The 13,652-nt window shown below is 41.1% G+C and carries 11 protein-coding genes; all 11 read left to right on the top strand.

Features of this window, described 5'->3' with window-relative positions; all coding sequences use genetic code 11:
• The first annotated feature begins 5 nt into the window (after nt 1–5).
• From MTT29_RS04180 to MTT29_RS04130, 11 genes are read left to right on the top strand one after another with little or no spacing between them, the layout of a single operon-like run.
• Complete coding sequence (locus MTT29_RS04180; RefSeq protein ID WP_429799853.1) at nt 6–1,328, top strand: UDP-glucose dehydrogenase family protein; 1,323 nt, start codon at nt 6–8, stop codon at nt 1,326–1,328.
• Nucleotides 1,325–1,765, top strand: coding sequence for an ecotin (locus tag MTT29_RS04175; RefSeq protein WP_429799852.1), 441 nt, complete (start codon nt 1,325–1,327; stop codon nt 1,763–1,765). Before MTT29_RS04180 ends, MTT29_RS04175 begins: the two co-directional genes overlap by 4 nt.
• Nucleotides 1,762–2,994, top strand: a complete 1,233-nt coding sequence (locus tag MTT29_RS04170) for a nucleotide sugar dehydrogenase (protein WP_429799851.1) — start codon at nt 1,762–1,764, stop codon at nt 2,992–2,994. The genes MTT29_RS04175 and MTT29_RS04170 overlap by 4 nt, the downstream gene beginning before the upstream one ends.
• 8 nt (nt 2,995–3,002) lie before the next feature.
• Nucleotides 3,003–5,132, top strand: coding sequence for an STT3 domain-containing protein (locus tag MTT29_RS04165; RefSeq protein WP_429799850.1), 2,130 nt, complete (start codon nt 3,003–3,005; stop codon nt 5,130–5,132).
• The gene (locus tag MTT29_RS04160) at nt 5,132–6,649 is read left to right on the top strand and encodes an MATE family efflux transporter (RefSeq protein WP_429799849.1); all 1,518 of its coding nucleotides are present in this window, start codon (nt 5,132–5,134) and stop codon (nt 6,647–6,649) included. Before MTT29_RS04165 ends, MTT29_RS04160 begins: the two co-directional genes overlap by 1 nt.
• A complete protein-coding gene (locus MTT29_RS04155) occupies nt 6,650–7,411 on the top strand; it encodes a glycosyltransferase family 25 protein (RefSeq protein WP_429799848.1) in 762 nt (253 codons plus the stop codon). It begins immediately after the preceding gene.
• Nucleotides 7,412–8,344 (top strand): glycosyltransferase family 2 protein, encoded by a 933-nt coding sequence (locus MTT29_RS04150; RefSeq protein WP_429799847.1) that lies wholly within the window; start codon nt 7,412–7,414, stop codon nt 8,342–8,344.
• A complete protein-coding gene (locus MTT29_RS04145) occupies nt 8,341–9,399 on the top strand; it encodes a glycosyltransferase (RefSeq protein WP_429799846.1) in 1,059 nt (352 codons plus the stop codon). The genes MTT29_RS04150 and MTT29_RS04145 overlap by 4 nt, the downstream gene beginning before the upstream one ends.
• Nucleotides 9,396–10,439: a glycosyltransferase gene (locus MTT29_RS04140; RefSeq protein ID WP_429799845.1), complete on the top strand. Its 1,044-nt coding sequence runs from the start codon at nt 9,396–9,398 to the stop codon at nt 10,437–10,439. Before MTT29_RS04145 ends, MTT29_RS04140 begins: the two co-directional genes overlap by 4 nt.
• On the top strand, nt 10,436–11,560 hold the full coding sequence (gene pglJ, locus MTT29_RS04135; RefSeq protein ID WP_429799844.1) for an N-acetylgalactosamine-N,N'-diacetylbacillosaminyl-diphospho-undecaprenol 4-alpha-N-acetylgalactosaminyltransferase: 1,125 nt from the start codon (nt 10,436–10,438) through the stop codon (nt 11,558–11,560). Before MTT29_RS04140 ends, pglJ begins: the two co-directional genes overlap by 4 nt.
• Nucleotides 11,553–13,652, top strand: a complete 2,100-nt coding sequence (locus MTT29_RS04130) for an STT3 domain-containing protein (RefSeq protein WP_429799843.1) — start codon at nt 11,553–11,555, stop codon at nt 13,650–13,652. The genes pglJ and MTT29_RS04130 overlap by 8 nt, the downstream gene beginning before the upstream one ends.

Genomic DNA, 13,652 nt, shown 5'->3' with positions numbered 1-13,652 from the left:
TAAGCATGAAAATAGCAGTGATTGGAACCGGATATGTTGGACTAGTAAGTGGCGCATGCTTTGCTAAGATGGGCAACAGCGTGATCTGCGTCGATGTCGATAACAAAAAAATCGAGGCGCTAAAAAATGGCGTCGTGCCTATATATGAGCCAGGGCTTGCTGATATCGTGAGCGAGTGCTACAAAAATGGCTCGCTTAAATTTAGCACGCAGATAACTGAGGCGCTAGAGCATGCAGATGTGCTATTTATCGCAGTTGGCACACCTATGGGCGCTGATGGGCAGGCGGATTTGAAATATGTCCTCTCAGTTGCAAAATCTATCGGAGAAAATTTAAGCAAACCGCTAATCGTAGTCGATAAATCAACCGTTCCAGTAGGCACTGGAGCTAAGGTGCACGAGGTGATCGAGGCTGAGCTTAAAAAGAGAAATGTAGATGTTAAATTTGAAGTAGTCTCAAACCCAGAGTTTTTAAAAGAGGGCGCGGCGGTTGAAGATTTTTTAAAGCCAGATCGCGTAGTTATCGGAGCTAGCAGCGAGTGGGGCTTTAACGTGATGAGAGAGCTTTATGAGCCATTTATGAAAAATCACGACAGGCTCATTTGTATGGACGTAAAGTCAGCCGAGATGACAAAATACGCTGCAAATTCGATGCTGGCAACCAAAATAAGCTTTATAAACGAGATAGCAAATATCTGCGAACGTGTGGGCGCTGATGTAAATTTAGTTAGAAAAGGTATCGGCAGCGACTCAAGGATCGGATATAGCTTCATCTATCCAGGCTGCGGATATGGCGGTAGCTGCTTTCCAAAAGACGTCGAGGCGCTCATCTACACCGCTAGACAAAATGGCTTTGAGCCAGAGCTTTTAAACGCGGTCGAGTCAAGAAATAAGGCTCAAAAAAGAGTTCTATTTGATAAAATTTATAACTTCTTTGGCGGCGATCTAAAGGGCAAGACGATCGCACTTTGGGGGCTTGCGTTTAAGCCAAATACCGATGATATGAGAGAGGCTAGTTCGCTAACTTTGATAAAGCTTTTAGACGAGGCTGGCGCAAAAGTGGTCGCTTACGATCCAAAAGCGAGCGAAGAAGCTAAAAAATATATGCCAAATTTAGATGTGAAATATGCTAAAAATAAATATGACGCTCTTGATAACGCCGATGCTATGGTTCTTGTGACAGAGTGGAGTGAGTTTAGATCGCCTGATTTTATGGAGATCAAACAAAGGCTAAAAAACGCTGTCATATTTGACGGACGCAACCAGTATAATGCTAAAATTTTAGCTGAACACGGCTTTAAGTATTTTCAGATAGGCGTCAAAGCGTGAAGCAAATTTTATCTCTCATAGCTTGCTTGCTACCTTTTACGCTCTTAGCTAGCGAGGCAGACAAAAGCGGAGCAAAGACGCAAGAGCAGGTTTTTGAGCTGCCCGTCTCAAAGATGCCGAATGATTATTTTAAATATGAAGTTGCATTTTTTAAAGAGGTGCAAACGAACTGTGAATTTGCTATGCTAGAGGGCGGAGGCTTAGATAAAAAAGAGGATAAAAGCGGGGTTTATTATGAATTTAGCGCGGATGATGAGCCGCTTAAGCCTTGCAATGGCAAAAATAAAAAGAGGCAAATTTATTATGAATTTACTCAAATTTTGCCCGGCATTAGCCCCATTAAGATCGTAACTCCGCAAGGCGTGGGCGCAGAGATAAGAATTTATGAACGTTTAAAAACGATAAAACCAAAAATTTTAAAAAGGAAAGAGAAATGAAAATAGCAGTAGTAGGACTTGGATATGTGGGACTTCCACTAGCAGCAGCTTTTAGTGAAAAGTACGAAGTAGTCGGCTTTGACGTAAATGCAAAACGTATAGAAGAGCTTAAAAGTGGCTATGATAGAACGCTTGAGCTTAGCAACGAGCAGATGAAAAAAGCGATCGATAATGGCATGAAATTTAGCATAAATTTAGATGACATCAGAAGTTGCAACTTCTTCATCGTAACCGTCCCAACTCCGATAGATAAGAACAAACGCCCTGATCTAACCCCAGTGGTAAAAGCGACTGAGAGCGTGGCAAAAGTGCTTAAAAAAGGCGACATCGTTGTCTATGAAAGCACCGTTTATCCAGGCGTTACAGAAGAAATTTGCGTGCCACTTCTTGAAAAGAGTGGGCTTAAATTTAACAAAGACTTCTTCTGCGGCTACTCTCCAGAGCGCATAAATCCAGGCGATAAAGAGCACACTGTTACAAAGATCAAAAAGATCACAAGTGGCTCAACCCCAGAGATCGCTGACAAGGTCGATGAAATTTATCGCTCTATCATCACAGCTGGCACTCACAAAGCTTCAAGCATCAAAGTAGCAGAGGCTGCAAAGGTCATCGAAAACACTCAGCGTGACATCAACATCGCCTTTATAAACGAGCTCGCGATGCTCTTTGAAAAGCTTCACATCAACACTATAGACGTGCTTGAGGCCGCAGGTACTAAGTGGAATTTCTTAAATTTCCGCCCAGGTCTAGTTGGCGGTCACTGCATCGGCGTAGATCCATACTACCTAACTCACAAAGCTCAAGAGGTAGGCTACAATCCTGAAATGATCCTAGCAGGTCGCCGCATCAACGATGATATGGGCAGATACGCAGCCGATCAAGTGATAAAACTAATGATAAGAAAGGGTGTGCTTATCAACAAAGCGCGCGTGCTTGTTCTTGGTATGACATTTAAAGAAAACTGCCCAGATATAAGAAATTCTCGCGTTATAGACGTGGTTGATGAGCTAAAAGACTTTGGCTGCAAGGTCGATGTGACTGATCCTTGGGCTGATAGCGCTGAGGTAAAACACGAGTACGGCTTTGATCTAGTAAAAGAGTATAACCTAGACGACTACGACTGCATCGTGATCGCCGTAGCTCATAATGAATTTAAAAAGCTCAACCTAAAAGGCCACTTGGTTTATGATATAAAAAATATCTACCCAGAGGCTGACGCTAGGCTGTAAGGAATTTAGTGCACAAAGTAAGCGTAAATTGTAAAATTTTACTTATCTTTCTAGCTGCTTATCTGTTTGGATTTGCAGCTAGGATGCTTTGGGTATTGTGGGCAAAGGATATGCCAGAGTTTTACTTTAATGGCGAATTTATGCTTACAACAAATGACGCATACTATTACGCAGAGGGCGCTAGAGATATGCTTGCTGGCTTTCATCAGCAAAATGACTTTAGCCCCTTTAATCACCCAATCTCAACAATAGTTTTTTATATTTGCAAAATTTTACCTTTCAAGATCGAAAGCGTGATGTTTTATATGAGTGCGCTTTTAGCACCCCTTATCGCACTTCCAGTTATCTTGATATCAAATGAGTTTAAAGCTCTAAAAGCTGGGGCTGTGGCGGCATTTATGAGCGTTATCTTGCCAGGCTATCTTGTAAGAACGTCGCTTGGTTACTTTGATAGCGATATGCTAAATGTCACATTTGCACTTTTTATCATCTATCTTTTGATCAGGCTTTTAAATGCAAATGAACAAAAATTTATCGTTTTGCCCAGCCTTTTTGTATCGCTTTATCTTTGGTGGTATCAAAGCTCTTATGCTCTTATTTTAAGCATCATTTTTATCTTTTTTCTCTACACGCTTGCTTTTGTGCGAAACAAGATAGAAAACTACCAAGCGATATTTTTTATGTTTATAAGCATCGTTAGTTTTAATATTTTTTCAAAAGATCCACTCATCGCAAATAAAATTTTGATTTTAAATTTAGCGGTTATTGCTTCATTTTACGTCATTTTTTGCAAATATAAAAAACTGCTTTCGCCTAAAAATTTAAGCATTTTTCTAGCTATTATGCTAGCTATTTTTATCTATTTTGGTGGTTTTGACTTTATCATCTCAAAGATTGGCAGTTACGTTTTAAAAAGCAGCTCAGAGGTTGCAAATAAATTTCACTTTATAAGCGAATACACGCTAATTGATGAGGTAAAAAGTGCTAGTCCTTTATATTTTGTCTATTTCATGGCTGGAAATATCCTTATTTTGCTAGCTGCAGCGGTTGGATATTTGGCGCTTTGCTTTAAATTTCGCCCATTTTTACTTAGCTTGCCACTGCTTGGACTTGGCGCTTTATCGCTATTTGGCGGAGTTAGATTTGCTATGTATATAACGCCGCTTGTTGCGCTTGGTTTTGGGTATTTTTTACACTTTTTTTTAAATTTATTTGATCTTAGAAATTCTCTTAAGAATTTATCCTTTTTTATCTTTGCGACTGCTGCGCTTGCTCCAAATTTAGATATCGCCTACTCTTATAGACCTCATACTTTGATCACGCACGATGAGGCAACAGCACTTGATCAGTTAAAAAAGACTGCTAAGCGCGATGACTACGTGCTTTCGTGGTGGGATTATGGATATGCAGTAAGGTACTTTGCTGATGTTAAGACACTAAATGATCCTGGCAGGCAAGGTGGCGAGAATAACTACTTTGTTAGCCTTGCATTAAGAAAAGATGAGGCAATCTCAGCTAAACTAGCCAGGGTAATGAGCGAGTATAGCGATATCTCGCTTGATAAAAATACTAGACTTGCTGAAGAGATTTTAAAAGATCACAATACAAGCGATCTAAACCTCTTTTTAAACCAGCTTGAAAGCATAAATTTTACTCTACCAGTGGCAAAAAAAGAGGTTTTTTACTATCTTGTGCCAGACATGATAGATATCGCTCCAAACATCTTTAGGTATAGCTACATCGACGTTATGAGCGGTGAGCGGCCAAAAGAGGAGTTTTTTTACTACATTAGCCCTATAAATAGCGTTAGCGAGGCTGGCATAGACCTTGGAAATGGCTATATCTTGCCACTAAAAGAGCCAAAATTTATCACACAAAACGGTGAAAAAGTGGCGGTAAAGTCTTTTTATAAGATAAAAGGCTCTGGCAAAGAGCTACAAATAGACGAGAAGACTATTGACGAAAAGGCAAAAATCTCTGTTTTATTTTTAGAGGACTATGCGCGCGTGGTTTTAGTTGATGAAAATGCCTTAAATTCAGCCCTTGTGCAGCTTTTTATATTTGAGCGAGCTGATGAGCGATACTTTGAGCCATTTGTCATCTCAAGTGGCGTAAAAATTTACAGGTTAAAAGTCTAATGCTAATCAATCTAATAAGCTCGATCGTCGTTTTTGTCGTATCAATGGGCATAAATTTCTTTCTTACGCCATTTATCTTAAAAAGTCTTGGCAACGAGGCATTTGGTTTTGTGGGACTTAGTAACGCCATCGTTAGCTACGCAGCAGTCGTGAGCGTGGCGATAAACTCAGTGAGCGGGCGCTTTGTCGCTCATGCGTGGCACAAAAAAGACCTAAACCTTGCAAACACCTACTACTCATCAGTGCTTGTTGTAAATATCTTCTTTTGCGCCGTAGTCGTAGTGCTTAGCTCTGTTTTTATACTAAATTTGCAAAGCTTTTTAAATGTCCCTGAAAATTTACTCTTTGACGTGAGAATGACCCTTGTTTTTTACTTTATAAATTTCTGCGTTGGGCTATTTAACGGCGTTTTGACGGTTTGTGCTTTTGTGACAAACAAGCTCTACTTACTCTCCATCAGAAACGCCATCTCAAGCGCGATCCTAGCAGCTCTCATCGTGGCGCTCTTTTTCTTTTTTAAGCCATTTATCTCATACATCGCCATTTCAGCGCTAGTTGCTAGCCTTTTTGTCTTTTTTAGCACCATTTTTATGTCAGCTCGCATCACGCCGGAGCTAAAATTTAGCCTTAGTAAATTTGACTTTTCTAAGATCAAAGAGCTTCTAAGCTCTGGCATTTGGAACAGCTTTAATGCGCTAAACCGCATACTTTTAACAGGTATGGACCTCTTTATCTGCAACATTTTCGTAAGTGCAAACGCCACTGGCCTTCTTTCAGTCGCCAAGGCCGCCCCTATCATACTCGAGAGCTTCGTAGCGCAGCTTAGTGGTATCTTTGCGCCAAAATTTGTCGAGCTTTACTCTAAAAATTTGATCACGGACCTCATAAAAGAGGCTAAATTTTCAATGAAGGTGATCGCCTTTGTGATGAGCGCTCCGGCCGCATTTTTCGTCGTTTTTGGGCTTGATTTTTACACGCTTTGGCTACCTTTTAAAAGCGCAGATGAGGTTAAATTTATCTACAACGTCTCGATGATAACGCTAGTGCCGATCGTATTTATCAGCTTTGTTTTTTCGCTCTTTAACCTTGATAGCGCGACAAACAAGCTTCGCCGACCAGCCATTGCCAACACTATCCTTGGCGTTAGCACGATCATAGCGCAGATCGCACTGCTTAAATTTAGTGACTACGGCGTTTATGGTATCGTCATCGTCGCAGCCATTTTTTATAGCATAAGAATTCTTGGTTTTGACCTCATAAATGCCGCTTTAAATTTAGAGGTGAAACTCACCACATTTTACGGGGTTTATTTTAAAAATTTAGCCGTTTTTGCGCTATGCGTGCTTGCGATGTTTGTCTGCAAGGACTTTGTGAGCCTAGATAACTGGCTAAAATTTGCTATCTTTGCTGCGATATACGCTGGCGCAGCTTATGTTTTGGGATATTTTTTGTTTTTTAATGCCTTCGAGCGAGGCATAGTCTGGTGTAAAATTTTAAAAAAATTTAAAAGGTCTTAAATGAATGAAATTTATCTGATCTCTTTGGCCAAAGACACCAAAAGGCGCGAACTTTTGCAGCAGAAATTTGGCTCTTACGATAGCTTTAAACTAATAGACGCAATAGACGGCAGGGAGCTAAACGCGAGGGAGTACTATAAGATCATTTCGCCGTCATTTAAAGCTTACGGCAAGGTTTTAAGCCCGGCAGAGGTTGGCTGTTCGCTCTCGCACGTAAAAGCTTATGAGGCGTTTTTGGCAAGCGAGGCAAAATTTGCCCTCATATTTGAAGACGACGTGATAGGAGATGATCAGGCTATAAAAGAGGCCTTTTTGGCAGCTAGCAAGATGCCTGAAAACAGCGTGCTGATATGCGGCATGCAAGATGGGCTGGAGGGCAGGTTTAGCGCCTTTGGCAAAAAGGTGGATGCCAGCCTAAGTAAGCCGCTTTGGCAGGTCTCAAAGCACTCATTTTCGAGCATTTATAGAGCAGGGGCTTATGTACTAACTAAAAAAAGCGCTAAAAATTTGCTTGAAATTCATAAGCGGGCGCTTTGCACGACCGATGTTTGGGACTATTTGCTAGGCGTTAATGATATGCAGATGTATTTTTGCGATCTTTTTGCGCATCCAACTGATCTTAGTGGCTCAAATATCGAGGGTGAGCGCCTTGAGAGGGGATACAGCGCAAATTTAAAGGCCTATATAAAGACAATTAAATTTATACTTTTCTCACGGCTTGAAAAGCTTCAAGGCTATGAGAGAATTTTTAAAAGGGGCTAAATGAGCGAGCCATTAATCAGCATCGTAACCGCGACTTACAAGCGTCCAGAGCTTTTAAAAAAGGCCATAAAAAGCGCTCTAGCTCAAAGCTATAAAAACTTAGAGATCATAGTAACGGACGACGGCGATGACGAGAGTGCGAGTGAAATTTGCAAAAGTTTTAACGACGCAAGGATCAAATTTGTAAAAAACACCGCTCACAAAAAGAGCCCAAATGGTAATAAAAATAACGGCTTTGACAACGCAACAGGCGAGTTTGTCTGCTTGCTTGACGATGACGATGAGCTTTTGCCAGAGGCGATTGCCCAGTGCTATGAAATTTTAAAAAGTGGCGAGTATTCGTGCGTTTTTGCAGATGCGATCTGCGAGAAAGATGGCGTGATGACCGAGATGATAGCTGGTAGAAGCCCATATAGCAAGAGTGGGGCGATGAGCAAGGTTGATTATCACTGTGGGCGGATAAATGGCGAGTATTTTAAGCTTTTTTCACGTGAATTTATAGACGGCTTTAGGTTTGATGAGAGCAGTTTTGGCGGCGAGAATGAGCTTTATATCCGCTTTTTTGAAAAAAATGTCTTCTATCTTAAAAAGCCACTTTACATCTACCGCATCGCAAGAGGCGATAGTGCTACGCTAAATGCCGGCAAACATGCGCTAAACGTGGCAAACGCTTACATCAAAACAGCAAATTTACATTACGACATCGCTATTAAAAACGAGCCAAAATTTCTAGCTATGCAGTATAAAAACGCCGCTTACTACGCCAAAATAGCGGGTGAATATGGGCTGATGTTAAGGTGTATTTTTAAAAGTTTAAGCATTAAATTTAGCAAAGAGGCGTTTATATTTTTGCTGCTTAGTCCGCTACCAAGTGGCTTTTTACCAGCACTTTCAAAGCTTAGAGTGAAGATAAAACAAAGGTTTGGCGTATGAAGGTTTTATTTGTCACATCAACGCTTAGAAGTGGCGGTGCGGAGCGAGTTTGCGCGGTGATCGCATCAAGATTTAGCATGGATCACGAGGTAAGCCTTGTTAAATTTGACAAGGACGAGCCATTTTACGAGCTAGCAAGTGGAGTAAAGCTCATAAATTTAGGCGTTGGGGCTGATGAGCTTGGCTTGGTTGGAAATTTAAAAAAGAGAGTTTCAAAGGTGCTTGCTTTAAGAGCGCTCATAAGAGAGGGCAAATTTGACGCTGTGATATCATTTTTAGACGCCGTAAATACCTTGGTGCTCTTTAGCTCAGCAGGGCTAAAAACGCCTATAATCATAAGCGAGCACACAAACTACCTTGCGCCAAAAAGGGCGATCTTTAAGGTGCTAAGACGCCTTAGCTATCCATTTGCAAACGCACTTAGCGTCTTAAGCGACGAGGATCTTGGCTACTACTCGAAATTTTGCAAAAATGTGATGAAAATTTACAACCCGCTCTTTGAAGAGATACGCAGTGAGAGCTTTGATAAAGAAAATTTAGTCATCTTTGTTGGCAGGCTAAATAAGATAAAAAACTGCGAAATGTTTGTAAGAGTGGCTGCAAGCTTAAAGCAAAGTGGCTATAAATTTGCCGTGGCTGGAGATGGCGGCGAGAGGCTAAATTTAGAAAATTTAGCCAAAAGCTTGGGCGATGATGTGGAGTTTTTAGGCAACGTTAGCGACATCGCCTCTCTTTATAAAAGGGCAAAGGTGCTGCTATCTTGCTCAAATTTCGAGGGTCTTGGAAACACATTGATAGAGGCGATAAACTATGACTGCGTGCGGGTTGCGACAAGAACTAGTGGGGCAAAAGAGCTTATAAAAGATGGTTTTGATGGCTTGCTTTGTGAGATAAATGATGTTGATGATATGAGTAAAAAGCTTGCAAATTTGGTGCAAGATGAGGCAAAGATGGGCGAATTTGTCAAAAACGCAAGGGCTAGACTTAATGAGTTTAGCGTGGAGCAAATTTATAAAAAATGGCTGGAGCTTTTAAGGCTTGGAGGTGTGAAGTGAAAATTCTTTTTGTCATCGCCGCACTTAGAAATGGTGGGGCTGAGCGCGTGCTAAACGTGCTTGCAAATGAGCTTTGCAAGGACAATGAGATCACTATCGTCTTGCTTGAAGAGGATCTTGGACTTTATAAATTTAATGAAAAAATAAATATCATAAACCTTAGTGTCACTGGCTCAGGTGTTGCTTTAAAATTTAAGAAAATTTTAGCCCTTAGAGCGCTTTTTAAGGAGCAAAGGGCTGATCTGATAATTAGCTTTATCGACTGGACAAACGTCGCTTGTGTGCTGGCAAATGCTGGGCTAAAGAGCAAACTAATAGCAACCGAGCACCACGAGCATAGCTATTTAAAAAGCAAAATCGCAAGCGCTATGCGTGACTTTTCGTATAAATTTGTAGATGGTTTAAGCGTGCTAAGTAAAAGCGACTACGACTACTATAAATTTGCCAAAAACTGCGAGGTCATCCACAACCCGCTTTTTATCGACGTGCTTGAAATTTGCGAGAAGCAAAACGTCATCTTAAGCGTGGCAAGGCTGGAGGCGGTAAAGGGCTATGATATCTATTTTGAGGCGCTTAGCAAGGTAGATAAGAGCTTGCTTGATGGCTGGGAGATAAAGATCGCAGGCAGCGGTAGGCAAGAGAGTGAGCTAAAGCAAATGGCTCTAAATTTAGGGCTTAACATCAAATTTTTAGGCCACATGGGCGATGTTAGTAAGCTTTATAGCGAGGCAAAAATTTTCACTCTTAGCTCACGAAGCGAGGGGCTTTCAAACGTGCTAATCGAGTCAGGTGCCTTTAACTGTGCTAGGCTAAGTAGCGACACCGTGGGTGCAAGGGAGCTTATAAATGACGGCATTGACGGGCTTATCTTTAAAAATGGCGACGCAAATGATCTAAAAGAGAAGCTTGAGATGCTTTTAAAAGATGAAAATTTAAGGCAAAAACTAGCAAAAAACGCCAGCGAAAGTGCAAATTTATTTAGCAAAGAAAATATCATCAAGCAGTGGCGAGAATTTATAAAAAAGGTTGTTAGCAAGTGAAAAAATTAGCCGTTTTTTTATACTCGATGGGGCCTGGCGGGGCTGAGCGAAATGTGGCAAATTTACTGCCATTTTTGGTCAAACGTTATGAAGTTCATCTCATTTTAATGAGCAAGGTCATCGCCTATGAGATCCCAAGCGAGGTGCAGATCCACTTTATAGAAAATAGCGATCCTTACGAGAGCGGGCTAAAGAAGCTTGCAAGGCTCTTTTTAGCGATGCCAATGCTTGCCTTTAAATATAAAAAGCTTTGTCAAAGCTTAAACATCGACACGCAGTTTGTGCTGATGAACCGCCCATGTTATATCGCTGGGGTTGCTAGGATTTTAGGCTTTAAAAAGAGGCTAGTTATCAGCGAGCGAAGCTGTCCGTCGATCCTATATAAAAACGATCTAAGCGGCAGGGTTAATAAATTTTTACTCACTCATCTTTATAAAAAGGCTGATCTAATCCTCGCAAATGCAGCTGGCAACAAAGAGGATCTGGTGCGAAATTTTGGCATGAGCGAGGCAAAAACAAAGGTGCTTTACAACGCCCTTGATCTAAAAACTATAAATTTACTAAAAGATGAGCCACTTGAGAGCGACTTTAAGCCATTTTTCATAAACATAGGTCGCCTTGATAACGGTAAAAATCAAGCCATGCTAATAAAAATAATAGCTTCGATTAACGACCCTCGCGCCACGCTTGGCATCCTTGGCAAAGGGCCTTTAAAAGATGAGCTGCAAAATTTGATAGATAAATTTGGCGTGGGCGAGCGAGTAAAGCTTCTTGGCACTGATAAAAACCCTTTTAGGCACATAAAAAATGCCTCTTGCTTGCTTTGTGCCTCGCGTTTTGAGGGCTTTTCAAACGTCTTGCTTGAAGCGCTAGCATGCGAAAAAACTATCATTTCAACCGAGCACAAAAGCGGTGCAAAGGAGCTTTTGGGTGAGAGCGAGTTTGGCATCTTAGTGCCTATTGATGACGAAAATGCGATGAAAGAGGCGATGATAAAGGTGCTTAACGAGCCAGAAATAAGGCAAAATTTTGAAAATGTTGCGTATAATCGGGCTAAATTTTTTGATAGTGAAAATATAGCGAGCGAGCTTATAAATTTTTTGGAAAATCCTAATGAATAGAAATTTGTTTTTTAAAAATTACTCTTTATACCTTATGGTATTTGTCGCAGTCATCTTTGGCATGGTTTGCAGGCTTTACTGGGTCTTTTGGGCGAGCGAGTATCCGGTATTTTTCTGGAACAACGAGCTGATGATCAGCACAAACGACGGCTACGCATTTGCCGAGGGCGCAAGGGATATGCTGGCTGGCTTTCATCAGGAAAACGACCTTAGCTACTACGGCTATCCACTCTCGACACTTACTTACTGGATCGTGAAATTTCTAGGCGTGAGGCTCGAGACGGCGATGATTTATATGAGTGTATTTTTCTCGTCGCTTGTGGCTGTGCCTGTTATCTTGATCGCAAATGAATACAAACTAAAAATGGCTGGCTTTATCGCTGCACTTCTTGCAGTGATCGCAAATAGCTACTACAACCGCACGATGGCAGGCTACTACGACACCGACATGCTCATCATCACTCTTAGCGTCTTTGTCGTTTGGGGGCTTGTTAGAGTGCTTGAAAAAAAGGACGCAAAGAGCCTGATAATAGCACCTTTAAGCGTGCTTATCTATATGTGGTGGTATATGAGCGCCTTTTCGCTTATTAGCATTTTAACTGGGCTATTTTTGCTTTACACGCTCGTTTTTGATAGGAAAAATCCACTTTTTTACCTTGAAATTTCACTGCTTTTACTCGCTATCTCAAACCTTGATCTAACTCTTAAATTTATCGTTGTCATCGTTATTTACGCACTTTGCCTATTTAAAAAAGAGGTGATAAATTTAAAAATTGCTCTTGGCGTTTTGGCGGTTATATTTATCGTCTTTGTCATCCGTGGCGGGCTAAATCCGATAATCTTTCAGCTTAAATTTTACGTCTTTAGAGATGCGCCTGAAGTTGGCGGCATGAGCTTTCACTTTTTTAATGTCAATCAAACTATCCAAGAGTCAAGCGTCGTTGATTTTACGCTATTTTGCGAGAGGATCAGCGCAAATGTCATCACATTTTTGATCTCGCTTGCTGGCGTTGCGCTATTTTGCTACAAACACCGCTCATTTGCCGTATCACTTGGCATGCTCGCACTTGGCTTTTTAGCCTTTAAAAGCGGCCTTAGATTTACCATTTACGCCGTGCCTATCATGGCGCTTGGCTTTGGCTATTTAGTGGAGTTCGTGCTTGCAAATTTAAAGCTAAAAGGAGCCGTGCTAAATCTCATAAGAGCCTTCATAGCAGCTCTAGTGCTTGCTCCAGCGCTCATTCACATCTATGGTTATAAGGCTGAGCCAGTCTTTGTAAATAAAGAGGTTGAAATTTTAAACAAGCTAAAAAGCATCGCAGGACGCGAGGACTACGTAGTTGCGTGGTGGGACTATGGATATCCGATTAGATATTACAGCGATGTTAAGACGCTAATTGACGGCGGAAAGCACCTTGGGCGTGAAAATTTTGCCGTGAGTTTTGCGCTTGGAAGCGACGAGATGAGCTCGGCAAATATGGCAAGGCTTGATGTAGAATACACTGAGCGAAATTTCAAAGAGCACTTTAATGGCAACTTGGCTCAAATTTTAAAAGATAGAAATTTAAGCGTTGATCAGTTTTTTAGCGAGATAAAAGAGGCAAATTTTAGCCTGCCAGCAAAGAGCAGAGAGATATATTATTACCTGCCAGATAGGATGCTTAGCATCTTTCCGACCATTTTGCAGTTTAGCAAGATCGATCTAAAAAGCGGTAAAAATTTAAACAACGGACTTTTTGTCACCACAAGAGCGATCTCGCAAAGCGAAAAGGGCATTAGGCTAAGTGGCGGATTTACACTAACAAGCGATGTCACAAGTTTGATCTATGATGGCAATGTCTTACCGCTAAGATCTTTCATAGAGACCGACTACAACGAGGCTGGCAAGCTAAATGTAAAAGAGTATAAAAATAACGAAATGTCAAATATTTCTGTCATTTATATGAGGGATTATGGCAGATTCATCATTCTTGATGAGAGCATTTTAAATAGCGCCTACATCCAGCTTTTCGTGCTTGAAAGATACGATCCAAAGGTCTTTGAGCCAGTCATACTTGACGGGGCGGCAAAAGTTTACAAGCTAAAGAGGTAG

Origin of the sequence: Campylobacter concisus, assembly GCF_050447485.1 — a bacterium.
Classification (GTDB): Bacteria; Campylobacterota; Campylobacteria; order Campylobacterales; family Campylobacteraceae; genus Campylobacter_A; species Campylobacter_A concisus_BQ.
Note: the sequence above shows the minus strand (reverse complement) of the source record. Positions and strands in the feature narration are given on the sequence as shown.

What these genes read in the sequence shown, in the direction of transcription:
- MTT29_RS04160 (WP_429799849.1), top strand. Translation starts at nt 5,132, where the DNA reads ATGCTAATCAATCTAATAAGCTCGATCGTCGTTTTTGTCGTATCAATG.
- MTT29_RS04170 (WP_429799851.1), top strand. Translation starts at nt 1,762, where the DNA reads ATGAAAATAGCAGTAGTAGGACTTGGATATGTGGGACTTCCACTAGCA.
- MTT29_RS04145 (WP_429799846.1), top strand. Translation starts at nt 8,341, where the DNA reads ATGAAGGTTTTATTTGTCACATCAACGCTTAGAAGTGGCGGTGCGGAG.
- MTT29_RS04180 (WP_429799853.1), top strand. Translation starts at nt 6, where the DNA reads ATGAAAATAGCAGTGATTGGAACCGGATATGTTGGACTAGTAAGTGGC.
- MTT29_RS04130 (WP_429799843.1), top strand. Translation starts at nt 11,553, where the DNA reads ATGAATAGAAATTTGTTTTTTAAAAATTACTCTTTATACCTTATGGTA.
- MTT29_RS04155 (WP_429799848.1), top strand. Translation starts at nt 6,650, where the DNA reads ATGAATGAAATTTATCTGATCTCTTTGGCCAAAGACACCAAAAGGCGC.
- MTT29_RS04150 (WP_429799847.1), top strand. Translation starts at nt 7,412, where the DNA reads ATGAGCGAGCCATTAATCAGCATCGTAACCGCGACTTACAAGCGTCCA.